Here is a 22,367-nt window from a genome sequence, read left to right as displayed (position 1 = left end):
AGCGGACGGGTGGACCGATGTTGTCTTATTTTATTGACGTCTGAGGGTGCATCAGCCCCTGGAACGCGCCATCCGCACTTGCCAAGAGCGTGCCGTGACGGGTGCGCACGCGTACACGAAATGACGGAATTTCACCGCCCGAACAAGGCCGGTCCACCGGTTCTGTACGTACCGGCGGGACGCTCACCCGGCCTGCCCCTTCCCGGGGCCGGTCTCGGGGTCGGCCGTCCTCCCCAGGTATGACACGGCGGCCCCCCGTCCGACCCCGGTCGCCCCCCGGAACCGGAACAGCGACTGACTCCCCGCCCTCCCGGCGCCGGGACGATGGAGTGGTCCCCAGGAACACGTCGTCCCGACAGGAGCACCTTCCCGTGACCACCACACCCACCGCCGGCCGGACCACCGCCGTGGCCGCACGCGCCACGGAGCTGTCGAAGATCTACGGGCAGGGTGAGACCCGGGTGGTCGCCCTGGACCGCGTCTCGGTCGACTTCCGGCAGGCGGAGTTCACCGCGATCATGGGGCCCTCCGGCTCCGGCAAGTCCACGCTGATGCACTGCGTGGCCGGACTGGACACCTTCACCTCCGGGTCCGTCCGGATCGGCGACACCGAGCTGGCGTCCCTGAAGGACAAGCAGCTCACCCGGTTGCGCCGGGACAAGATCGGCTTCATCTTCCAGGCGTTCAACCTGCTGCCGACCCTCACCGCCCTGGAGAACATCACCCTCCCGATGGACATAGCGGGGCGCAAGGCGGACCGGGCGTGGCTGGACCGGGTCATCGGGATGGTCGGGCTGTCGGGGCGCCTGAGCCACCGGCCGTCGCAGCTGTCCGGCGGCCAGCAGCAGCGGGTCGCCGTCGCCCGGGCCCTGGCCTCCAGGCCCGACATCGTCTTCGGCGACGAGCCGACCGGGAACCTCGACTCGCGCTCCGGCGCCGAGGTGCTGGGCTTCCTGCGCAACTCCGTGCGCGAGCTGGGCCAGACGGTGGTCATGGTGACCCACGACCCGGTGGCCGCCGCCTACGCGGACCGCGTCGTCTTCCTGGCCGACGGCCGGATCGTGGACGAGCTGCGCTCCCCCACGGCCGACTCCGTCCTCGACCTCATGAAGCAGTTCGACGCGAAGGGCCGTACCAGCTGATGTTCCGCACCGCCCTGCGCAACGTCCTCGCGCACAAGGCCCGGCTCCTGATGACCGTGCTCGCCGTCATGCTCGGCGTGGCGTTCGTCTCCGGGACCCTCGTCTTCACCAACACCATCTCCGATGCCTATCAGAAGAGTTCGGCCAAGGGCTTCGAACAGGTCGACGTCGCCATACGGCCCGAGTACCAGGACTCCCGGGGCGACAAGGTCGGCAAGGTGCCCGAGCTGACCCAGGCCCTGCTCGACAAGGCCGCCAAGGTGCCCGGGGCCGCCTCCGCCACCGGTGTCGTCTCCGGCTTCACCGCCGTCGCCGGCAAGGACGGCAAGCTCGTCGGCGGCGACTGGCAGTCCGCCGGCGGCAACTACTGGGGCACCGAGGACCCCCGCTACCCGCTGGTCGGCGGCCACGCCCCGCGCGGCGGGGACGAGGTGCTGATCGACTCCGCGACCGCCGAGCGGGCCGGCTTCCGGGTCGGCGACACCGTGCGTCTCTCCGTCGACGGCCCGGTCCTCACCCGTACCGTCAGCGGCATCTTCACCACCGACGACGGCAACGTGGCCGCCGGCGGCAGTCTCACCCTGTTCGACACGCCGACCGCGCAGTCCCTGTTCGGCAAGAAGGGCACGTACGACGAGATCGACGTGCGGGCCGCGGCCGGCACCGGCCAGGGGGCGCTCAAGGCAGCCCTGGACAAGGCCCTGCCCGCGAAGCTGGTGAAGACCACCACCGGCGCGCAACTCGCCGACGACCAGGCGCGGGCGATCTCCTCGTCCATGGGCGGTCTGAAGCAGGCCCTGCTGGTGTTCGCCGGCATCGCGCTGTTCGTCGGCACGTTCATCATCGCCAACACCTTCACCATGCTGGTCGCCCAGCGCACCCGCGAGCTGGCCCTGCTCCGGGCGGTCGGCGCCTCCCGCCGCCAGGTCACCCGCTCGGTGCTCGTCGAGGCGTTCGCGGTCGGCGCGGTCGCCGGTGTCACCGGTCTGGCCGCCGGCATCGGCATCGGCGCGGGCCTGCGCTCCCTGCTGGGCTCCTTCGGCGGGAGCATGCCCGACGGACCGCTGGTGATCAGCGGCGGCACGGTGCTGACCGCCCTCGCCGTCGGCATCCTCATCACCATGCTGGCCGCCTGGCTGCCCGGCCGCCGGGCAGCGAAGATCCCGCCGGTGGCGGCGATGGGCAGCGTGCACGCCAAGGCGACCGCCAAGTCCCTGGTGCTGCGCAACACGCTGGGCTCGCTGTTCGCGGCGGCCGGTGTCGCGGTGGTCCTCGCGGGCACGCGGATGAACGCCGACAGCGGCCAGGCCGTGCTGGGCCTCGGCGCGGTCCTGCTCGTCATCGGCGTGTTCGTGCTGACCCCGCTGCTGTCCCGGCCGCTGATCGCCGCCGCCGCGCCGGTCCTGCGCGCCTTCGGGGTGTCGGGCAAGCTGGCCCGGCAGAACGCGGTCCGCAACCCGCGCCGCACCGCGGCCACCGCCTCCGCGCTGATGATCGGCCTGACCCTGATCACCGGCATGACGGTGATGGCGGGCAGCCTCCAGACGTCCATCGACAAGATGGCCAGCTCCGCGATCCGCGCCGACTACGTGGTCTCGATGGCCAACCGCGGCCCGCTCTCCCCCGACGTGGCGCGCAGGCTCGCCGCCGCCGACGGGGTCACCGCCAGCAGCCCGCTGCGCAACGGCGAGTCCCGCGTCGACGGCGGCACGGAGTTCCTGACCGGTGTCGACGGAGCGGCGATCGGCCGGCTGACGGACCTGAAGGTGACCGACGGCTCCTTCACCGTGGGCGGCACCCGGGTCGTGGTGGACCGGGACCGGGCCGAGGACCACGGCTGGCGGGCCGGCTCGCGGTTCACCGCGCACTTCGAGGACGGCACGGCGCGGCGGCTGACCGTGGCGGGCGTGTACGAGGGCAACGACATGCTCAACGGCATCATCCTCGACAACGCGGTCCTCACCCCGCACCTGGCCGATCCGGCCGACATGCAGGTGATGGTCAAGACCGCGGGCGGCGCCACCGACGCGGCCAAGGACGGCCTGGAGAAGGCGCTCGGCGACAATCCGGCGATCAAGGTCCAGGACAAGCAGGACATCTCCGACGACATCGCCAAGATGTTCACGCTGATGCTGAACATGGTCTACGGCCTGCTCGGCATGGCGGTGATCGTCGCGGTCCTCGGGGTCGTCAACACCCTGGCGATGTCGGTGTTCGAGCGCTCCCAGGAGATCGGCATGCTCCGCGCGATCGGCCTGGACCGCCGGGCGGTCAAGCGGATGGTCCGCCTGGAGTCGCTGGTCATCTCCCTGTTCGGCGGGGTGCTCGGCATCGGTCTCGGCGTGTTCTTCGGCTGGGCGGCCGGTGAACTGCTGGGCACGAAGATGCCGACGTACGAACTGGTCCTGCCCTGGGGCCGGCTGGCGGTCTTCCTGCTGCTGGCGGGCACGGTCGGGGTGCTGGCCGCCCTGTGGCCGGCCCGCCGCGCGGCCCGGCTGAACCCACTGGCCGCCATCAAGTCCCCGTAGCCCGTACACCGCGAGAGGGGCCCCGTACGTCACGGGGCCCCTCTTTCGTGCCGTGTGCCGTGGGCCCGCGGGCCCGTGGGCCGCGGGTCAGGCGTTCCAGGTGCGGGTGCGCAACGGGAGCCCGGAGTCGCCGGACTCGGGGGTGCGGACCGCCAGGACCTGGTTGACGCCGATGCGGTTGCGTTCGAAGGCGAGCGCGGAGGCGGCCATGTACAGCCGCCAGACGCGGGCGCGGCCGGGGCTGGTGAGCCGGACCGCGTGGTCCCAGTCGGCCTCCAGGTTGGCGACCCAGCGGCGCAGGGTGCGGGCGTAGTGCTCGCGGATGGACTCCACGTCCCGGACCTCGAACCCGGCCCGCTCCAGCTGGGTGACGGTGGTGCCGACCGGCGCGAGTTCGCCGTCGGGGAAGACGTAGGCGTCGATGAACCGGTCGACCTCGTACGCCGATTCGTCGCTCTGCGGGCGGCGGGCGATCTGGTGGTTGAGCAGCCGGCCGCCGGGCGCCAGCAGGGAGTACAGCTGCCGCGCGTACTCCAGGTACCGTTCGGCGCCGACGTGCTCGGCCATGCCGATGGAGGAGATCGCGTCGTACGGGCCGTCCACGACGTCCCGGTAGTCCTGGACCCGGATCTCCACCCGGTCGGCCAGCCCCTCTTCGGCGACCCGCTTGCGGGCGTACGCCGCCTGCTCCTGGGACAGCGTGATCCCGACGACGCTCACGCCGTGCTCGCGGGCCGCGTGGATCGCCATGGAGCCCCAGCCGCAGCCGACGTCCAGCAGCCGCTGGCCCTCCTTCAGGCCGAGTTTCGCGCAGATCAGTTCGAGCTTGTCGCGCTGGGCGGACTCCAGCGTGCCGGCGTCCTCCCAGTACGCGCAGGAGTACACCATCGACGGTCCGAGGACGATCTCGTAGAAGTCGTTGCCGACGTCGTAGTGGTGGCTGATCGCCTGCTTGTCGGTGCGGCGGGTGTGCAGACGGCGGCGGGGTCTGCGGATCTCCTCGCTCGGCGGGGCGGGCGGGATCGGCGGGCCGGCCAGCAGCAGGAGCTCGCGGGCGGCGGCCCGGACGCCGGGGTCGCGCACGGCCTGGCGCAGGCCGCGGGCGTCCTCGTCGCGCTCCCAGACGAGGCCGGCCATCGCGTCCAGCGCGGTGTACAGGTCGCCCTCGACGTCGAGGTCTCCGGAGACCCAGGCGCGGGCGAGGCCCAGTTCGCCCGGTTTGAACAGCATCCGGCGCAGGGCCCGGCGGTTGCGCAGGACGAGCGTCGGCGCGTCCGGCGGCCCCGCCTCCGATCCGTCCCACGCCTTCAGGCGTACCGGGAGCGGGCCTCCCAGTACCTGCTCGGCAAGATTCCTCAGCCGCGGCGCGGCTTCGGCCATGGCGCACACCTCCAAGACGACGATCCCGGATGTCCGTTCACCACGTAAACACCGCGTGGTCCCGAGCACACTCCCGCAATGGAGTTACGACTGGGCAAAACAGTCGGGTGGACTACGGACCCGCCGTCGCGGGAACGCCGAAGGACCTCCCGCACCACGGATGGCGGGAGGTCCTTCGGGTCGTGCTGTGACCGCGGGGGCCGGGGTGTGACCGGGAGGTCAGGAGGCCTTGGCCTTCTCCTCGGTCTTGGCGGCGGCGACCGGCGCCGGCTTGGCGGCCTCGTAGAACTCCTCGCGGGGGTTCTCCATGGCGCCCAGGGAGACGACCTCGCGCTTGAGGAACATGCCGAGGGTCCAGTCGGCGAAGACGCGGATCTTGCGGTTCCAGGTCGGCATCGCCATGCCGTGGTAGCCACGGTGCATGTACCAGGCGAGGCGGCCCTTGAGCTTGATCTTCATCTTGCCCATGACGATCATCGCCACGCCCTTGTGCAGGCCGAGACCGGCGACCGCACCCTTGTTGGCGTGCTCGTAGTCCTTCTGCGGGAAGCCCCGCATACCGGAGATCACGTTGTCGCCGAGGACCTTGGCCTGGCGCAGCGCGTGCTGGGCGTTCGGCGGGCACCAGGCGTTCTCGTTGCCCGCCCGGCGGCCGACGAGGTCCGGGACCTGCGCGTTGTCGCCGGCGGCCCAGATGTAGTCCGTGCCGGTGACCTGGAGGGTCGGCGCGCAGTCGACGTGGCCGCGCGGGCCGAGGGGCAGACCGTAGCGGGAGAGCGCCGGGTTCGGCTTGACGCCGGCGGTCCACACGATCGTGTTGGCGTCGACCTCGAGGCCGTTCTTGAGCACCACATGGCCGTCGACGCAGGAGTCCATCGAGGTGGAGAGGTAGATCTCCACGCCCCGGCTCTCCAGGTGCTCCTTGCCGTACTGGCCGAGCTTGGGGCCGACCTCGGGAAGGATCTTGTCGGCGGCGTCGACGAGGACGAAGCGCATGTCCTCGCGGGACACGTTCTTGTAGTACTTGGCGGCGTCCCGTGCCATGTCCTCGACCTCGCCGATGGTCTCCGCGCCCGCGAAGCCACCGCCGATGAAGACGAAGGTGAGCGCCTTGCGGCGGATCTCCTCGTCGGTCGTGGAGTCGGCCTTGTCCAGCTGCTCCAGCACGTGGTTGCGCAGGCCGATGGACTCCTCGATGCCCTTCATGCCGATGCCCTGCTCGGCGAGGCCGGGGATCGGGAAGGTGCGGGAGACCGCGCCGAGCGCGATGACCAGGTAGTCGAAGGGCAGCTCGTACGCCTCGCCCACCAGCGGGGCGATCGTGGCGACCTTGCGGTCCTGGTCGATGGTGGTGACCCGACCGGTGAGGACCTCCGCCTTCGGCAGCACGCGTCGCAGCGGGACGACGACGTGGCGAGGGGAGATGCTGCCGGCGGCGGCTTCGGGGAGGAAGGGCTGGTAGGTCATGTACGACCGAGGGTCGACGACCGTGACGGTCGCCTCGCCGTAGCGCATCTTCTTGAGGATGCGCCGAGCTGCGTACAGGCCTACGTACCCACCGCCTACTACGAGGATCCTGGGACGCTCCGTGGTGCTCATGGCATCGAGTATCCACCTGCCTCAGGGGGGGTGCTCGTGCGCCCCTTCACAAGGTCCGACAGGCCCTGTGTTAAACTCCGCGACTCGCGTGACGCAGATCATGGGCGCCGGAGGGAACCGCGGGGCGGTTCGCCCCGTTGTCAAGGCCGCGTGAGCTGCCCCTCCAGGGCCGCAGGGGCCTCACGGGGGTGCCGTGACGGATGCGGAACGCCTCGTTCTGGGTCACCTCCGCGTCCATCATCTGAACATGTTCAAACGTTTCCTGATGCCCCGGAAGGGCCAATAGACCCCCTCCGGGGGTGCCCTGCGGACCAATTACTTGTGAAGAACTTCACGAAGTTTTCCGCACGACCCGGACCGAGGGTCGCCGGCGGGGCCCTCAGGGGCGCTCAAACGTTATCGGACCTGCTCAGCGGATGGCTACCGATGGGTAACAAAAGAGAGCCACGCCACCGGCCACACGAACGCCCGTCCAGGATCACTCGCGCGCGACCCCCTGAGCGGAGTCTCGTGTACACGCTCGCGCGTACACTGGCTTCATGACTGAGAACACCGTGACCGTGCGGGAAGCCCGCGCGCACCTCGCCGACCACATCAACCGAGCCGAGGAAGGCGTTCCGACCGTCATCACGCGCAACGGCGCTCCGGTGGCGGCCGTGGTCCCGATCGCGGACTTCGAGGCCCTGGAGGAAGCCGCCGACGTCATGCTGGCGCGCGAAGCCGAAGCGGTCCTGGCTGAGGGCGGCCCCACGGTGACGATGGCGGAACTGCTGGCGGACCTGTTCACCGAGCAGAACGGCGACGCGGCGTGAAGTACGCCTTCCGGTTCACCACAGCGGCGCAGCGGCAGCTCCGGGCCATCAGCCGCCCCGACGCCATGCGCATCCTGACCGCGCTGACCGCGCTCGGTGACGACCCGTACCGCGAGGACGCCGACGTCAAGAAGCTCACCGGCCCGTCCGGGCTCTACCGGCTCAGGGTCGGAAGCTACCGAATCGCCTACCAGGTCGACGATGGCGAATTGATCATTCTCGTCGTCAAGGTAGGCGACCGGCGGGATGTGTACCGCAAGCTGTAGGCGGGTCAGGCCAGGGACCAGCCGATTCCGTCCAGGATGTCGTGCTCGCTCACCACGACCTCCTCGGCTCCGGTCCGCTCCATGATCGCGAGCAGTACGAGGGCGCCCGCGCCGATGACGTCGACCCGCCCCGGGTGCATGGACGGGATGGCGGCGCGCTCGGCGTGCGTGGAGCGCAGCAGCCACTCGGTGATCTCGCGCACGCGCTCCCGGGAGATCCGGGAGTGGTGGATGCGCGTGGAGTCGTACTCGGGCAGTTCCTGGGCGATCGCGGACACCGTGGTCACGGACCCCGCGAGACCCACCAGGGTGTGCGCCTCGCGCAGCGGCACGGTCTGCCCGGCCAGGTCCAGCGCGGCCTCGATGTCGGCCCTTATGGCGGCGATCTGCTCGGCGGTGGGCGGGTCGCTCACCCTGCCCTCGTGCACCAGGTGCCGTTCCGTCATCCGCACACAGCCGACGTCCACCGACCGCGCGGCGCGCACGTGGTCGTCGCCGACGACGAACTCGGTGGAGCCGCCGCCGATGTCCACGACGAGATAGGGCCTGGCCAGGTCCGCGCGGCCGGTCAGCTCCTTGGTCGCCCCGGTGAAGGAGAACTCGGCCTCCTGGTCGCCGGTGATCACCTCCGGCTCCACGCCGAGGATCTCCAGCACGCCGCGGACGAAGTCGTCCCGGTTCTCGGCGTCCCGGGAGGCGGAGGTGGCGACGAAGCGGACCCGCTCGGCGCCGTGCTCCTTGATCACCGCCGCGTACTCGCGGCAGGCGGCGAAGGTGCGCTCCAGCGCCTCGGGGGCGAGCCGGCCGGTGCGGTCGACGCCCTGGCCGAGTCGCACGATCGTCATCCGGCGGTCCAGCTCGGTCAGTTCGCCCGTCGCCGGGTCGGCGTCGGCGACCAGCAGCCGGATGGAGTTGGTACCGCAGTCGATGGCGGCGACCCGGGTCACCGGCCCTCCTCTCCGGCCTCGTCGAGCGTCACACAGGCCCCCTTGCGCCACCACTCGGGCAGCATCGCCAGCGCCTCGTCGCCGAGCGGGTTCACGCCCGGACCGGCCGCCAGCGAGTGGGCGACGAGCACGTGCAGGCACTTCACCCGGTCCGGCATGCCGCCCGCGCTCGGGAAGCCCTTCAGGACCTCGATCTCGTCCCGGCGCCGGATGTAGTCCTCGTGCGCGGCGCGGTAGGCCGCGGCCAGCTCCGTGTCGTGCTGGAGCCGCTCGGTCATCTCCTTCATCACGCCGTTCGCCTCCAGCGTGCCGATGGCGGAGGACGCCTTGGGGCACGTCAGGTAGTACAGCGTCGGGAAGGGCGTGCCGTCGGGCAGGCGCGGTGCCGTCTCCACGACGTCCGGCTGACCGCATGGGCAACGGTGCGCGATGGCCCTGAGGCCCCGCGGCGGACGGCCCAGCTGCTGCTTGAAGGCCTCTACGTCCGCGTCGGTGGGCTCGGTGCGCGGAGTGGGCGGCGGAGGGGTTTCCATGACTGCTTTCAGGGTGGCTTTCTCTGCGTTCACTGGTCGGAGGCGTCGGACTTGTCGACGCCGTCCCAGACGTTCGCGTACCAGGGCCGGTGCGCGGCCCCGAGGTCGGTGCGGGACTGCTTGGCGGCGCCGGGGTCGACGACCACGTACCCCGTCTCACCGGGGCGCACGTAGTGCAGCCGGCGGCGGATCTGCTGCTCGGCGTAGGCGTCGTCCTGCCAGCGCGCCTTGAGGTCGCGCAGCTGCTCGACCCGCCGGCGGGCCTGCTCCTGCTGGCGCTGGACGTCGGCGATCTCCGCGCGCTGGGAGACGTACTGCCGCATCGGATAGGCGAGCGCGACGACCAGCGAGCACACGACCAGGGCGAGCAGCGCCGCGCGGCCGGTCAGCCGGGAGCGGCGGGCCTGCCGCTTGGTCTGGGAACGGTAGACGCGGGCCGCCGTCTGCTCGCCGAGCAGTCGCAGCCTGGTCGCGGTGGAGAACCGGTCACGGTCCTTCACGGCCATCTTCCCGCCTCCCGTTCACACGCGCGTACGTCCCCGGACACGGTACGGGACCGGGTCCGGGGACGTACGTACGACTTGGCTACGACTTGGCCCAGGCGGGCGCTCAGTCCTTGAAGCGCGGGAAGGCGGAGCGGCCGGCGTACACCGCGGCGTCGTCGAGGATCTCCTCGATGCGCAGCAGCTGGTTGTACTTGGCGACGCGCTCGGAGCGGGCCGGGGCGCCGGTCTTGATCTGGCCGCAGTTGGTGGCGACGGCCAGGTCGGCGATGGTGACGTCCTCGGTCTCGCCGGAGCGGTGGGACATCATGCACTTGAAGCCGTTGCGCTGGGCCAGCTCGACGGCGTCCAGGGTCTCGGTCAGCGAGCCGATCTGGTTGACCTTGACCAGCAGGGCGTTGGCGGTGCCCTCCTCGATGCCGCGGGCCAGGCGCTCGGGGTTGGTGACGAACAGGTCGTCGCCGACCAGCTGGACCTTGTCACCCAGACGGTCGGTGATGACCTTCCAGCCGGCCCAGTCGTCCTCGAACAGCGGGTCCTCGATGGAGACGAGCGGGTAGGCCGCCACCAGCTCCTCGTAGTACTCCGTCATCTCGGCGGCGGAGCGCTCCTTGCCCTCGAAGAGGTACTTGCCGTCCTTGTAGAACTCGGAGGCGGCCACGTCGAGCGCGAGGGCGATCTGCTCGCCGGGGGCGTAGCCGGCTTCCTTGATCGCTTCCAGGATGAGGTCGAGGGCCTCACGGTTGGAGCCGAGGTTCGGGGCGAAGCCGCCCTCGTCGCCGAGGCCGGTCGACAGGCCCTTGTTCTTCAGGACCTTCTTCAGGGTGTGGTAGACCTCGGTGCCCCAGCGCAGGGCCTCGGAGAAGGACTCCGCGCCGATCGGGGCGATCATGAACTCCTGGATGTCCACGTTGGAGTCGGCGTGCGAGCCGCCGTTCAGGATGTTCATCATCGGCACCGGCAGCAGGTGCGCGTTCGGGCCGCCCAGGTAGCGGAAGAGCGGGAGGTCGCTGGCCTCGGAGGCGGCGTGGGCGACGGCGAGCGAGACGCCGAGGATCGCGTTGGCGCCGAGGGAGCCCTTGTTGTCGGTGGCGTCCAGGTCGAACATGGCCTGGTCGATCAGCCGCTGCTCGGTGGCGTCGTAGCCGACCAGCTCCGGGCCGATCTGCTCGATGACGGCGAGGACGGCCTTCTCGACGCCCTTGCCCTGGTAGCGGTTCGGGTCACCGTCGCGGAGCTCGATGGCCTCGAAGGCGCCGGTGGAGGCGCCGGACGGGACGGCGGCACGACCCGTGCTGCCGTCGTCGAGGCCGACCTCGACCTCGACCGTGGGGTTGCCTCGGGAGTCCAGGATTTCCCGGGCTACGACGACGTCGATGGACGGCACGAGCATCTCCTTCTTGGATGTGACGCTGGAAGTGCGGGGCTGGTGTGCCTTGCGACTAGAGCCTAACCGTCCCGGGGTCGTCGGCCACTGACCGACCGCCCCGTGGACACGCCGACGGTACCTTTTGTTTCTGCCCGAAACAAAGGGCTGGGGCGGACTCGGCGCCCCGCGGGCGTGAAAAAGCCCCGCCCCGGCGCGTACGGGGGAACACGCGCCGGGACGGGGAGCCCGTGGGGACGGGGTGGCCCGCGCGGGGCCTCGGGCAGGGCCCGCGGGCGGGCGCGGGCCCCGGGGTCCGGCCTGCGGCCGGGAGGGTCACTTCAAGTGCAGCTGCTGACCCGGGTAGATGAGGTTGGCGTCCTCGACGATGTCCTTGTTCAGCTCGAACAGCTTCTGCCAGCCGCCCTTGACACCGTGCTCGGCGGCGATGGTGCTGAGCGTGTCGCCCGCGGCCACCTTGTACTCGCCGTCGCCCTTCTTGACCGTCTTGCCGGTCGGGGTGGTGACGGTCTTGCTCTTGGTCCCGCTCTGGCCCGCGGAGGCGGCCGGGCGCTCGGCGGAGCGGGAGGCGGCCTGCTGGTCGGTGGAGCGGGTGGTGGTGCTGCCCGCGGTCGACTTGGAGCCCGTGCCGCTGCCGGAGCCGGTGCCGGAGGAGGTGCTCGGGGCGGAGCCGTTGTACGGGGCGCTCGACAGGCCCTTGCCGCAGACCGGCCAGGCACCCTTGCCCTGCGCGGCGAGGACCTTCTCGGCGACGGCGATCTGCTGCGCCTTGCCGGCCTGGTCGGCCTGCGCGGCGTACTGGGTGCCGCCGTACGCGGCCCAGGTGGAGGCGGAGAACTGAAGGCCGCCGTAGTAGCCGTTGCCGGTGTTGATGGACCAGTTGCCGCCGGACTCGCACTGGGCGACGGCGTCCCACTGGGAGGAGGTGGCGGCGGAGGCGTTGCCGGCCGCCATCAGCGGGGCGGCGACGGCGGCACCGGTGACACCGGCGAGCGTGATGGCGCGGACGGCCTTGGACGGACGACGGTGCTTGCCCTTGCCGGTAAACAGCATGGATCTATCCCCTCACCGACGCCTGCGAGGTGAGCTGTCGGGTTCGGGCCGGTTGAGTTGCCCGGCCGCACCTCCCGCTTGCGCGGAGTGCGGCTTCACCCCCAGCCGGTTCCAGCCTCAACTGCTGGCCCCGGCGCCTACCTTGGGTCCCCCGCTCCTGCCTACGGCGCTTGACGCGACGACTGTTCCCGGGCGACCGCCGGCAGGATTCGGCGTGGCGGATGCCGGGGCTCGTGGTGACGAGCGGCCTTGACCGTAAGCAGGTGATCCACGGAATTTCAAAGACGATCAGGGCTTCTGAGACTCATCCCACACTTTCACCAAACCGGACATTAGGTCGGTAAGCGGGGCGCCAACTCGCCCTATCCGGCGTCCGTTTCGCCCCCGACTTCCAGGGTCTGACCGGCCCTGATGTGATTCGGGTCGGCACCGATCGCCTTCTTGTTGCCGGCGTACAGCGCATGCCACCCGCCGTCGACGTCCAGGGAGTCGGCGATGGAGGCGAGGGAGTCGCCCTCACGGACGGTGTAGGTGCCCGATTCACGGGAGGCGTGCCGGCCGGACGACGAAGCCTTCTGACCGTTTGTCACGGTTTCGTCCGCCGTCGCGCCCCGGTGACGTCCGCCACTGCCGACCGAGCCGGTGTCGACCAGACTCCAGGAACCGGCGGCCCGCTGCGGGTTGTACTCGATCCCGGCGTCCGGGGTGGCCGTGGGAGCGCCGCCGGCCTCCTGCGGGCTCACGGGGTCCGTCGAGGGCGTCTCGCCGGACCCGGCGGTGCCGGTCCCGGCGGAACCGGTCGCCGTGCCCGCGTCCTTGCCCGCACCCTTGCCCTTGTCCACGCCCTTGCCCGGCTTCGCGGCCGGCTTGCCGGTCGCGTCCGGCGAGGAAGGGGCATCCTGGGCGGAGCCTTCCTCGGAGCCGGTACCGGCCGAGGGCGACGCGTCCGGCAGGGCGGACGGGTCGGTGTCGTCGACGGAGCCGGAGGTTCCGGAGTCATCCGACTTACCGGAGTTCCCGGACTTGCCGGAGTTACCTGACTTGCCGGAGTTTCCGGATGTGTGACCCGAACCGGACGAGTCGTCCGAGCCGGCGGTGCCACCGGAGCCGACTCCCGTGTCGAGGTCCACGGAGCCCGAGTCCGAGGTCAGGCCGGACAGCAGGGCGCAGGTGGCCCACGGGGTGGTGCCCTTGGCGGCGAGGATCTTCTCGGCCACGGCTATCTGCTGGTTGCGGCTGGCCTGGTCGGCGCTGGCCGCGTACTGCGAGCCGCCGTACTTGTCCCAGTCGTCCTGGGAGATCTGGAGACCGCCGAAGTACCCGTTGCCGGTGTGCGCGCTCCAGGAGCCACCGCTCTCGCACTCGGCCACCTTGTCCCACGTGGTGCCGTCGGCCGCGTTGGCGCTCGCGGCGCCGAGGAGCGGGATGGCGATGGCGGAGCCGGTCACTCCGGCCGCGACGAGGAGGGCCGGGGCCTGGCGGGGGCGACGGTGTCGCCCGTTCCCGGAGAGCATGCAGAAGCCTTTCGAGCGACAGCAGGGCCGGCGCGGTGGAAGATGCTCCGCACCACGCTGATGGGTGAACGTATAGGCACACGATCACTTGTCACAAGTTCATGCCGCACAGATCACATGAAGATCACAAAGCTGAACGCCTGTCATCTTCGTCTGGAGGGATGTGTTCAGGCGGTGTGTCCGGTTTACATGTCTACCTGGCGTGATCAGATGGTTCGTACGGCCGGTGTGGTCAGTCGGTGGGAGTGAACTCCACCGGCAGCGTGCGCAGTCCCCGCATGATGAGCCCCCCGCGCCAGCGCAGTTCGGCCGGGTCGGCGGCGAGCCGCAGATCGGGCAGGCGGGTGAGCAGGGTGGCCAGCGCGGTCTGGCCCTCCAGACGGGCGAGCGGGGCGCCGAGGCAGTAGTGGATGCCATGGCCGTAGCCGAGGTGCTGGTTGTCGCGGCGGGCGAGGTCCAGCACATCCGGCTCGGCGAACCGCTCCGGGTCCCGGTCGGCGGCGGCGAGGACGACGAGCACCGGATCGCCCGGCGCGATGTCCTGTCCGCCGATGCTGAGCGGCTCGGTGGCGAACCGCCAGGTGGCCAGCTCCACCGGACCGTCGTAGCGCAGCAGCTCCTCCACGCCGGTCTCCAGCAGGTCCCGCTCCCCGCGCGCCAGGGACTCCTCCAGCGCGCGGCGCTGGCCGGGGTGGGTGAGGAGGGCGTAGGTGCCGTTGCCGATGAGGTTGACGGTCGTCTCGAAGCCGGCGAACAGCAGGATGAACGCCATGGCGGCGACCTCGTTCTCGGTGAGGTGCTCGCCGTGGTCGGAGGCGCGGATGAGGCCGGAGATCAGGTCCTCGCCCGGCGTGGGCACGGCGGGCAGCGCCGCGCGCTTCCGGTGGATCAGCTCGGCGAGGTAACCGCGCATCTTCTTCACCGACCGGGCGACCCCGCCCCGGGGCCCGCCGCCGTGCCGGATCATCATCCCGGCCCAGTCCCGGAAGTCGTCCTGGTCCTCGCGCGGCACACCGAGCAGGTCGCAGATGGCGTAGATGGGCAGCGGGAACGCGAACTCGTGGATCAGGTCGGCGGAGCCGGTCTTCGCGAACCGGTCGATGAGGTGGTCGGTCAGCTCCTGCACCCGGGGGGCGAACTCGGCGACCCGGCGCGGGGTGAACGCCTTGCTGACCAGCCTGCGGAGCCTGGTGTGGTCCGGCGGGTCGATGTTCAGCAGGTGCGTCATCAGCTCGGCCTTGCGCTCGCCGGGGATGCCGGTCTTGCCCTTGGCGTGCGCGGGCTCGTCGTGGTGGGCCGGATTCTTGCTCAGCCGCTGGTCGGCCAGGGCCTGCCGGGCATCGGCGTACCGGGTGACCAGCCATGCCTCCACGCCGCTCGGCAGCCGCGTCCGGTGCACCGGGGCGTGCTCGCGCAGCCAGGCGTAGGCGGGATAGGGGTCGGTGGCGAACTCCCACGTGAAGAGGGCGGGGGTCGGCTGGTCGGGCTGGTGCTGCTCGGTCACCCCTTGACGGTATCCGGCGTGCCGGGGGGCTTGCCGGGGGGCGCCTTCGGGGCGGCTCGCCGGGGTCTCCGGGCGGTGACGCCGCGGCTCCGGACCGCGCTTCGGCTACCGCGCTCGCCCTGCGCTGTCTCCTCCCCAGCTCCGCTTCCTCCCCTGCTCCGCTTCCTCGCCTGTTCTGCCTCCTCTCCCTCTTCCACTTCCGCTTCCTCCTCTCCTCCCTACTCCCCTTCCTCCCCTTCCTCTCCTTCTTCCTCCACCGTGCCTCCCGCTCCGGCGCCCGTCGTCCGGGCGGCCTCGGTGTCCTTGATCGCGTCCCGGTACGCCCGCGCCGCCGCGCGCAGCGCCGCCTCCGGGTCGACGCCGTCCGCCTCGGCGCCGACCGCCAGCGCGAGAAGCCGGTAACCGATGCCCTCGCCCGCCGGCAGGGGGACGTCCAGGCCCGCCGTGCGCACGCGGGAGGCGAGCTTGGCGGCGAGGGCCAGGCCGGGCTGGCCGAGCGGGACGCCCTCCGTGACCGAGGTGCGCCGCTTCTCCTCCGCCTTGGTGCGCAGCCAGTGCTCCTTGACGTCCTCGGGGGTCTCCGCCTCCTCCTCGCCGAAGACGTGCGGATGCCGGTGGATGAGCTTGGCGACGATGCCGCCGGCCACGTCGTCGACCGAGAACGGCGCGTCCGGGTCCTCCTCGGCGATCCGCGAGTGGAAGACGACCTGGAGGAGGACGTCGCCCAGCTCTTCGCGCAGCTCCGCCCGGTCACCGGCCTCGATCGCCTCGACCAGTTCGTACGCCTCCTCGATGCCGTACTTGGCCAGCCCCTCGTGGGTCTGCCGGGAGGACCAGGGGCATTCGGCGCGGATGCGGTCCATGACCTGTACGAGGTCGAGCAGGCGGGCGCCGGGCAGGTCGTAGGAGGCGGGGAGCAGTTCCAGCTCCGGCATGGCGACCCGGCCGGAACCGGCCAGCCGGGCGAGGCCGTCGGTGAGCGCCGGTTCGCCCTCGCCCGTCGCCACGACCACCACCGTCCGCCCGCCCGCGCAGGCGTCGACCAGCTCCCGCGCGGTGGGAGACGCCTGCGCCACCGCTATCCCGGCCTCACGCAGATACGGCAGCTGCGGATGCGCGCCGTCCGCGCACAGCACGGTGTCGGCGGTGCGCAGCGCCTGCCAGGCGGGCCAGGAGAGCAGGCCGGGGGCGACGCGGTGGCTGGTGGTGAGCAGGACGACGCGGCCCGGGGCGGCTTCCGGGCCGGGCCGGGGACCGGCGGCGGGGCTGATTTCGTTCACGATCCGAACGTAACCCACGGCGCCGAAGAGCGGATCGAGTTATCCACAGGGCCGGGAGAACGTGTGATCGCGTGATCAGGTGATCGTATGACGGACTAGGTCGTCAGCGGCTGGCCGCCCGTCGTGGTGGCGGTGGCCTCCCGCACCCACGGCGTGCCGGTGTCCACCCGGCTGCTCTTCTGCACGTCCCACGAGCCGTAGCGGGGATTGAGGTCGACGTGCAGCTCCGCGGACGCCTTGGACAGGGCCTGCCAGAAGGCGGGCCGGCTGGTGTCGGTGCCGAGCTTCGCGGCGAGCTTCTGCGCCTCCAGCTGGAGGCGCAGGTTGTCGTCGAGGCGGGCCGGGGCGATGCCGTACTTCTGGAGCCAGGCGGTCTCCAGTCCCTTGCCGCCACCGGTCTGCTGCTCCAGGCCCGCGCGCATCTGCTGGATCTCCTTGCGGGTGACCGTGACGGCCTGGTCGCGGGCGGCGCGGTGCAGCACCCGGTCGAGCACCATGTTGTGCAGGGTGTCGCGGGTGAGGCTGCTGGTGGAGGAGACGACCTGCTGGTACTGCGTCTCGTCCGGCACCGCGGCCCGCTGCGCCCGGCGGACCTCGTCGACCCGGTTCTCCAGCTGGGCGACGGTGATCCGCTGCCCGCCGACGACGGCCGCGGCACCGGGGTGCGCGTCGCTTCCGCAGGCGGTCAGCAAGGGTGCCGCGGCGGCGATCGCGGCGGTGAGGACGAGCGCGGTGCGACGGCGGCGGCGGCGGTGCAAGGAAACCTCCCGAGGAGATTGCAACGACAGGTGCGGCGCGCCAGCGCCTCCGCCAGGGGTGCTGGTCGGGCGACGGGCGGGCGCACCGAGTCTTGCGGTGATCGATGGTAGGCAGTGGGCAGGCTGCGGCCAACCCATTCGACCAACGATTCACGCGCTCTTCGGGCACCGCCGCGCCGCTCCCGGCGGGCGGCCGGGTCAGCCGATGATCGCCACCGGCGCGTCCCAGGCGTCCCGGTCGACGGTCGGCGTGACACCGCCGTGCGACTCCTTGCTGTTGACCATGTACTGGTGGGCGCGGCTGTGACCGGTGAACTGAGTGGAGCCCCACGACCAGTCCGCGGTCGTCGTGGCTGCCCGCCTTCATGCCGAGCGCGGACGCCTTGGCCTCGGCGTCGGCGGCGTCCTTCGCGCCCAGGGCCTCGTCGCGCACGGAGGTGCACCCCGTGCGTACCGAACCGTGCGTACGGAACGCGAAAATGCCTGCCGAACCCGGAAACGGCCGCCGGGAACGTGTCCGGCGAAGCGTGTCCTTCCGGGACGTGTCCGGCGAAAAAGAACCGCAAGGTATCGAGCGCCGGGTCCGCTGCCGGGAAACAGCCGCCCCTGTAGTGCTCAAGATCCTCCCAGGAGGAGGCACATCCGTGCGGCCTAGCCACGCACCTGCCCCAGCCACTGGAGCGTCCGCCGGACCTCCACCGCCAGCGGGTGACCGGGACCGTGCAACCGCTCGACGTCCATGACCAGTCGCGCCAGTGTGTCGTGGGCCGCCGGCCGGTCGCCGAGGGCGAGCAGCAACTGGCCGATGCGCCGGCGCACCTCGTACGCGAGCTGCGGGTCCCCGGAGACGTACTGGTTCTCGTAGTACGGCAGCAGCGCGCGGTACTCGGCGAGCGCCGCCGCCGGTTCGCCGAGCTGCTCCAGGCACTGCGCGGCCTCGTAGCGGTAGCGCAGCGACTGCGGGTCCGCCTGTCCGGCCTCGGCGGCGCGTTCGTCGGCGAGCCGGCGCAGTTCGGGCAGCGCGCGCCGGTACTGGCCGTCGTCCATGAGCGTGGCCGCGTACTGCTTGCGCAGGGTGCGCACGACCGGGGAGTGCTCGCCGTGCTGTTCGGCGGCGGCCGGCAGGATCGCCCCGAGGATGTCCACGGCCTGTGTGATGCGGCCCTCGCCCAGCAGGCGTTTGACCTCGTCCACGGCGGCGGCGACATCGGGCTTCCCGGCCGCCTGCGGCGCCGGCGCGACCGGGGCGGGCTGGTGCGCGGGCGTCCGCGCGCGGTCCGGCCAGGGGGCGTGCGGACGCAGGAAGGGGCGCGTGGGGTCCAAGGGTGCGCCGGTGGGGGTACCGCGCGCGGGCAGCAGCCCCGCCAGGTCCTCGTACACCTCCTGCGCGGACGCCGGCCGGTGCTGCGGGTCCTTGGCGAGCAGGCGCAGCACCAGGGTCTCCAGCGCCTCGGGCACCTCGGGACGGATCCGGCGCACGGGCAGCGGCGGCTCGTACAGGTGCCGGTGCAACACGCCGAGCGCCGTGGAGCCGGCGAACGGCACCTCGCCGCTGAGCAGTTCGTGCATCAGCACGCCGAGCGCGTACAGGTCGGTGTACGGGCCGACCGCGCCGCCCATCGCCTGCTCCGGCGCCATGTAGGCGGGCGAACCGATCGGGGAGCCGGTGTGTGTGAGCCGGGTGGTGTCGGTGTCCATCACCGAGGCCACGCCCAGGTCGAGGACGGTGATCGTGCCGTCCTGCTTCACCATCACATTGCGCGGCTTCAGGTCCCGGTGCACGATCGGCACGGCGTGCACGGCGCTCAGCACGGCGCACAGTTGCGCGGCCACCGCCACCGCCCACTGCCACGGGTACGGGTCGTGTTCGGCGAGGTGGTCGGAGAGGTCGGCGCCGTCGACGTACTGCATGACGAGGAACAGTTCCTCGCCCTCGCTGCCCGCGTCGTGCACCGTCACCAGACCGGGGTGGTCCACCTGCGCCGTCACCCGACACTCCCGCAGGAACCGGCGGCGCAGCTCGTCCGCCTCCTGGCCCGCCACCTTGTCGGGGCGCAGCAGCTTCACCGCCACGCGCCGGTCGAGCCGCCGGTCGTACGCCGTCCAGACCTGGCCCATGCCGCCCTGCCCGATCAGGGTGGACAGTTCGTACCGGTCGGCGACGACACGCCCTGTCGCCACGGTCACCGTCCGCCCTCAAGGCCGTCCTGCTTGCGCAGGGGCTGGGGCACGGGCGGGTGGGGTACCGGGGGCGGGGTGTGCGGCGTGACCGGCGACGACGCCTGCGGGACCGGCGACACCTGCGGGACAGGCGGGACCGGCACGGTCGTCGCGCCGTACGGTGCCGCGGTGGCCGGGTAGCCGTACGCCGCGGCCGGGTTCGGCGCCTGGTAGCCCTGCTTGCGCACCAGGAAGTGCCGGATGTCCGCGGCGAGGTAGTACGCGATCGTGCCCACGAGCGTGCAGAGCAGCAGTGTGAGGCCGACGTAGCCGCCGGTGGTGTGGATCTCGTCGCCGGGCTCGGACGCCAGCAGCGTGATGCTGAGGACGTCGGCGGCCAGCACCGCCACGAACAGCCCCCAGTCCAGCGACCGGCGCGTGACGGCCGCCAGCCGCAGCAGCATCACCCAGGCCAGGAACCCGATGGAGAGGATGCCGACCGCCACGAACAGCACACGCAGGAGAACCAGCCACGCGGTGTGCGGCGGCGGCTGCACCGGCTGTCCGTAGCCGTGGCCTTGCATGGCTGCTCCTGGTCCTGGGAGTGGGCGTGCCCGTCCGCCCGGCACGGTCCGCGGGGGCGGACGGCACCGGACGTGCGATCGTCGCATCGAGCATATGGCCCGGCAGGGACAAGCGGTCCGACTTGTACCGAACCGTTGTCCGGTTCACCGGTCCGGGACGGGCCCGGGTCGGTTCGGGGCCACCGTGCCGTCGGTGAGGCCGTCGTACATCCCGCGCACCAGCTGTTCCCCGAGCCGGCTCGCGTGCCGGAGGGCCCGCTCGAACTCGTCGAGTGCGCGGAACCGCTCGCCGTAGCGCCGCTGTTCCTCCAGCGGGAGCCGGGGCAGGTGCAGCCGGCGCACGTCCAGGCGGGTCGCCGTGGAGGCATAGCTGCTGGCCTGCCGGTTGTTGGCGGTGCCGCGCAGGAACCCGGCGAGGAACCACGGGTCGAGCGCGGTGCGGTCGGGGCGCAGGAGGACCAGGTTGCGCCCCAGGGCGGCGCCCCGCGTCGCCTCGTCGACCACCCGTGCCACCGAGCCCCCTCCGAGCACCGGTACGACGACGTCGCCCGGCTCGGTCAGGACGGCCTCCTCCTCGCTCTCCGGCAGCGTGCCGGAGGGTGCCGTTCCGGCGAGCACGTCGTGGTCGGTGAGCACCGGCACGCGCGCGTGGCCGCCGTTCCCGCCGGTCCGCATCACCAGCGCGCCCCCGCGCGCGAGTTCGCCGACGGTGGTGAGCGGCCAGCGCACGGGCGGTGCCGGGTCGGCGGGCGGCGGGGTGAGGTCGGCGGTCAGCCGCAGGGTCGCGCCCAGACGCTCACGCACCTGCGTGAGCTGCTCCGCGCCGTCGGCCACCGCGGGCGGCGGCAGGTGGCGCGCGGGCGCGAAGTCCACGTCGTCGTCGAGCAGGTCGATGACCGGCACGGACCGGGCGAGCCCCGGCCGCTCCGCCAGCCGCCCCGCGCGCGCGAACGCGCGCCAGGCGTCCAGTACGCCCTCCCGGACCGCCGCCCAGTCGGGACCGCCCCGCCCCTCTCCGGCGAACCGGCCCGTGTCCACGAGCAGCACCTCGGGCGACGCCGGCGTCCGGTCCGGCCGGCGCAGCACCCACAGGTGCAGCGGGATGTTGTACGGCGGCGCCGCACCCACCGGCAGCGCGACCACGGCCCGCAGCGCGCCCCGTCGCAGCAGGTCGGCGCGGATGCGGCGCCCGGAACGCCGGGAGGCGACGGCCGGCGGCATGAGCAGTACGGCGGTGCCGCCGTCGGTCAGCCGGGCCAGCGCGTGCTGCACCCACGCCAGCTCGGACTCGGTACGCGCCGGGAAGCCGTACTCCCAGCGGGGGTCGTAGGCGAGTTCGTCATGGCCCCAGTTGCGCTCGTTGAACGGCGGATGGCACAGCACCGCGTCCACGCGCAGCCCGGGATGGGCGTCGGCGCGCAGGGTGTCGCCGACGGCGGCGCGCACGGTGGCCCGGCCGTGCAGGGCCAGCCGCAGCGCGCTGAGCGCGGCGAGGTCCGGGGCGCTGTCCTGGGCGTGCAGCTCCTGTTCGGGGCGGGCGTCGACGGCGCGCAGCAGGGCGCCGGTGCCGCAGGCCGGGTCCAGGACGGTGCGGGCCGGGCCGGCCAGGTCCGCCATGAGACCGGCCAGCTCGGCCGGGGTGAGCGTGTACTGGCGGGGGTTGGCGTCCAGCTGCCGGCCCAGCAGGAACTCGAACGCCTGCCGCGCCCCGACCTCGGCGGCCAGTTCGGCGGCGCCGCGCAGGAGGGGGACGGAGGGGAGGAGCTGGGGGCCGGTGGGGGTGCGGAGTGCGGGCGCGGTGGGAGTGGCTTTTGTGTCCGCCGTGGCTCGCGGTGCTGCGTTGGCTGCTGCGCAGGTAGTGACCGGCGTGCCGGTGATCGACGTGGCGTGAACGTCGGATGCGGTGTGAACTGTCGGCGGAGTGTTCACAGTCGGCCGCGTCGATGATGAGTTCACACCGTGCTCGGTGTCCAACGGCCCGCCGCCACCGAAGCGCGCGGCCAGCACCTGACCCAGCGCACCGGGCAGCATCGCGGCCAGCCGGGCGTCGGAGCCGGCACTCGCGTCGAGCCAGACGGTGGGACGCTCATGGATCAGCAGCAGCGCGCAGCCGGTGTGCACCAGGGCCGTCAGCGGGCCTTCCGGATGACCGGCGAGCTGCTGCCAGACCCGTTCGCGCAGTGGCACCTCGGCGAGTTTCCCCTGCTTGCGCAGCCACCCCTCGACCTCGGCGAGCGCGAAGGACGGGCTGGTCTCGGTACCGCCCACCGGCCTGGGGAAGTCGGCGTGCCGACGGCGCCAGTTGCTGACGGCGGCGCGGCCCACCCCGGCGAGCCGCGCGATACCGGCCGCGGTCACCTCTGTCGCGTTGTCCTGCACCGGCCCCGCTCCCCTCGTCCCGTGTGTGCACCGAGCAT

At 71.9% G+C, this 22,367-nt stretch carries 18 protein-coding genes, 1 pseudogene and 1 riboswitch; of the genes and pseudogenes, 4 read left to right on the top strand and 15 right to left on the bottom strand.

Annotated features, from left to right (window positions below; translation table 11 throughout):
- Nucleotides 1-371 precede the first annotated feature (371 nt).
- Both IF37_RS0111140 and IF37_RS0111135 read left to right on the top strand, forming a co-directional pair.
- Entirely contained in the window at nucleotides 372-1,142 is a 771-nt protein-coding gene (locus tag IF37_RS0111140; protein ID WP_030739909.1) for an ABC transporter ATP-binding protein, read from the top strand.
- Nucleotides 1,142-3,670 (top strand): ABC transporter permease, encoded by a 2,529-nt coding sequence (locus tag IF37_RS0111135; RefSeq protein WP_030739907.1) that lies wholly within the window; start codon nucleotides 1,142-1,144, stop codon nucleotides 3,668-3,670. The genes IF37_RS0111140 and IF37_RS0111135 overlap by 1 nt, the downstream gene beginning before the upstream one ends.
- Before the next feature lie 87 nt (nucleotides 3,671-3,757).
- Here the strand turns inward: IF37_RS0111135 and IF37_RS0111130 are convergent, their stop codons facing one another.
- Nucleotides 3,758-5,050, bottom strand: coding sequence for a cyclopropane-fatty-acyl-phospholipid synthase family protein (locus IF37_RS0111130; RefSeq protein WP_030739905.1), 1,293 nt, complete (start codon nucleotides 5,048-5,050; stop codon nucleotides 3,758-3,760).
- Nucleotides 5,051-5,269: 219 nt separating this feature from the next.
- The gene (locus IF37_RS0111125) at nucleotides 5,270-6,649 is read right to left on the bottom strand and encodes an NAD(P)/FAD-dependent oxidoreductase (protein WP_079165664.1); all 1,380 of its coding nucleotides are present in this window, start codon (nucleotides 6,647-6,649) and stop codon (nucleotides 5,270-5,272) included.
- Between the two features lie 539 nt (nucleotides 6,650-7,188).
- Here IF37_RS0111125 and IF37_RS0111120 point away from each other — a divergent pair.
- Both IF37_RS0111120 and IF37_RS0111115 read left to right on the top strand, forming a co-directional pair.
- Nucleotides 7,189-7,461, top strand: a complete 273-nt coding sequence (locus IF37_RS0111120) for a type II toxin-antitoxin system Phd/YefM family antitoxin (protein ID WP_030739901.1) — start codon at nucleotides 7,189-7,191, stop codon at nucleotides 7,459-7,461.
- Nucleotides 7,458-7,727, top strand: coding sequence for a type II toxin-antitoxin system RelE/ParE family toxin (locus IF37_RS0111115; protein WP_030739898.1), 270 nt, complete (start codon nucleotides 7,458-7,460; stop codon nucleotides 7,725-7,727). The genes IF37_RS0111120 and IF37_RS0111115 overlap by 4 nt, the downstream gene beginning before the upstream one ends.
- A gap of 5 nt (nucleotides 7,728-7,732) precedes the next feature.
- Here the strand turns inward: IF37_RS0111115 and IF37_RS0111110 are convergent, their stop codons facing one another.
- From IF37_RS0111110 to IF37_RS0111050, 13 genes and pseudogenes are all read right to left on the bottom strand, one after another.
- Nucleotides 7,733-8,674 carry a Ppx/GppA phosphatase family protein gene (locus IF37_RS0111110; protein WP_030739895.1) on the bottom strand — a complete coding sequence of 314 codons (942 nt, stop codon included), beginning with the start codon at nucleotides 8,672-8,674 and terminating at the stop codon, nucleotides 7,733-7,735.
- The gene (locus IF37_RS0111105) at nucleotides 8,671-9,207 is read right to left on the bottom strand and encodes a DUF501 domain-containing protein (RefSeq protein ID WP_030739892.1); all 537 of its coding nucleotides are present in this window, start codon (nucleotides 9,205-9,207) and stop codon (nucleotides 8,671-8,673) included. The genes IF37_RS0111110 and IF37_RS0111105 overlap by 4 nt, the downstream gene beginning before the upstream one ends.
- Nucleotides 9,208-9,236: 29 nt before the next feature.
- Nucleotides 9,237-9,713: a septum formation initiator family protein gene (locus IF37_RS0111100; RefSeq protein ID WP_030739889.1), complete on the bottom strand. Its 477-nt coding sequence runs from the start codon at nucleotides 9,711-9,713 to the stop codon at nucleotides 9,237-9,239.
- A gap of 103 nt (nucleotides 9,714-9,816) precedes the next feature.
- Nucleotides 9,817-11,103, bottom strand: a complete 1,287-nt coding sequence (gene eno, locus IF37_RS0111095) for a phosphopyruvate hydratase (protein WP_030739886.1) — start codon at nucleotides 11,101-11,103, stop codon at nucleotides 9,817-9,819.
- Nucleotides 11,104-11,412: 309 nt separating this feature from the next.
- Complete coding sequence (locus IF37_RS0111090) at nucleotides 11,413-12,150, bottom strand: transglycosylase family protein (protein ID WP_030739883.1); 738 nt, start codon at nucleotides 12,148-12,150, stop codon at nucleotides 11,413-11,415.
- A gap of 4 nt (nucleotides 12,151-12,154) precedes the next feature.
- Nucleotides 12,155-12,329: riboswitch (cyclic di-AMP (ydaO/yuaA leader) on the bottom strand.
- A 183-nt stretch (nucleotides 12,330-12,512) separates the two neighbouring features.
- On the bottom strand, nucleotides 12,513-13,664 hold the full coding sequence (locus tag IF37_RS0111085; RefSeq protein ID WP_030739881.1) for a transglycosylase family protein: 1,152 nt from the start codon (nucleotides 13,662-13,664) through the stop codon (nucleotides 12,513-12,515).
- A 232-nt stretch (nucleotides 13,665-13,896) separates the two neighbouring features.
- On the bottom strand, nucleotides 13,897-15,168 hold the full coding sequence (locus IF37_RS0111080; RefSeq protein WP_030739878.1) for a cytochrome P450: 1,272 nt from the start codon (nucleotides 15,166-15,168) through the stop codon (nucleotides 13,897-13,899).
- 218 nt (nucleotides 15,169-15,386) lie between these two features.
- Nucleotides 15,387-16,448 (bottom strand): nucleoside triphosphate pyrophosphohydrolase, encoded by a 1,062-nt coding sequence (locus IF37_RS0111075; RefSeq protein WP_079165670.1) that lies wholly within the window; start codon nucleotides 16,446-16,448, stop codon nucleotides 15,387-15,389.
- A gap of 95 nt (nucleotides 16,449-16,543) precedes the next feature.
- Complete coding sequence (locus tag IF37_RS0111070; RefSeq protein ID WP_030739872.1) at nucleotides 16,544-17,206, bottom strand: SurA N-terminal domain-containing protein; 663 nt, start codon at nucleotides 17,204-17,206, stop codon at nucleotides 16,544-16,546.
- Nucleotides 17,207-17,404: 198 nt separating this feature from the next.
- Nucleotides 17,405-17,557 (bottom strand): annotated as a pseudogene (locus IF37_RS45660) (peptidoglycan-binding protein); the annotation flags it as partial.
- Between the two features lie 300 nt (nucleotides 17,558-17,857).
- Nucleotides 17,858-19,351, bottom strand: coding sequence for a serine/threonine-protein kinase (locus tag IF37_RS0111060; protein ID WP_301540321.1), 1,494 nt, complete (start codon nucleotides 19,349-19,351; stop codon nucleotides 17,858-17,860).
- 38 nt (nucleotides 19,352-19,389) lie between these two features.
- Nucleotides 19,390-19,950 (bottom strand): hypothetical protein, encoded by a 561-nt coding sequence (locus tag IF37_RS0111055; RefSeq protein WP_052845096.1) that lies wholly within the window; start codon nucleotides 19,948-19,950, stop codon nucleotides 19,390-19,392.
- 144 nt (nucleotides 19,951-20,094) lie between these two features.
- On the bottom strand, nucleotides 20,095-22,329 hold the full coding sequence (locus IF37_RS0111050) for an N-6 DNA methylase (protein ID WP_030739862.1): 2,235 nt from the start codon (nucleotides 22,327-22,329) through the stop codon (nucleotides 20,095-20,097).
- Nucleotides 22,330-22,367 lie beyond the last annotated feature (38 nt).

This window comes from Streptomyces sp. NRRL S-31 (assembly GCF_000718775.1).
Classification (GTDB): Bacteria; Actinomycetota; Actinomycetes; order Streptomycetales; family Streptomycetaceae; genus Streptomyces.
The sequence above is the reverse complement of the archived record's forward strand: the minus strand, read 5'-3'. Positions and strand labels throughout refer to the sequence as shown.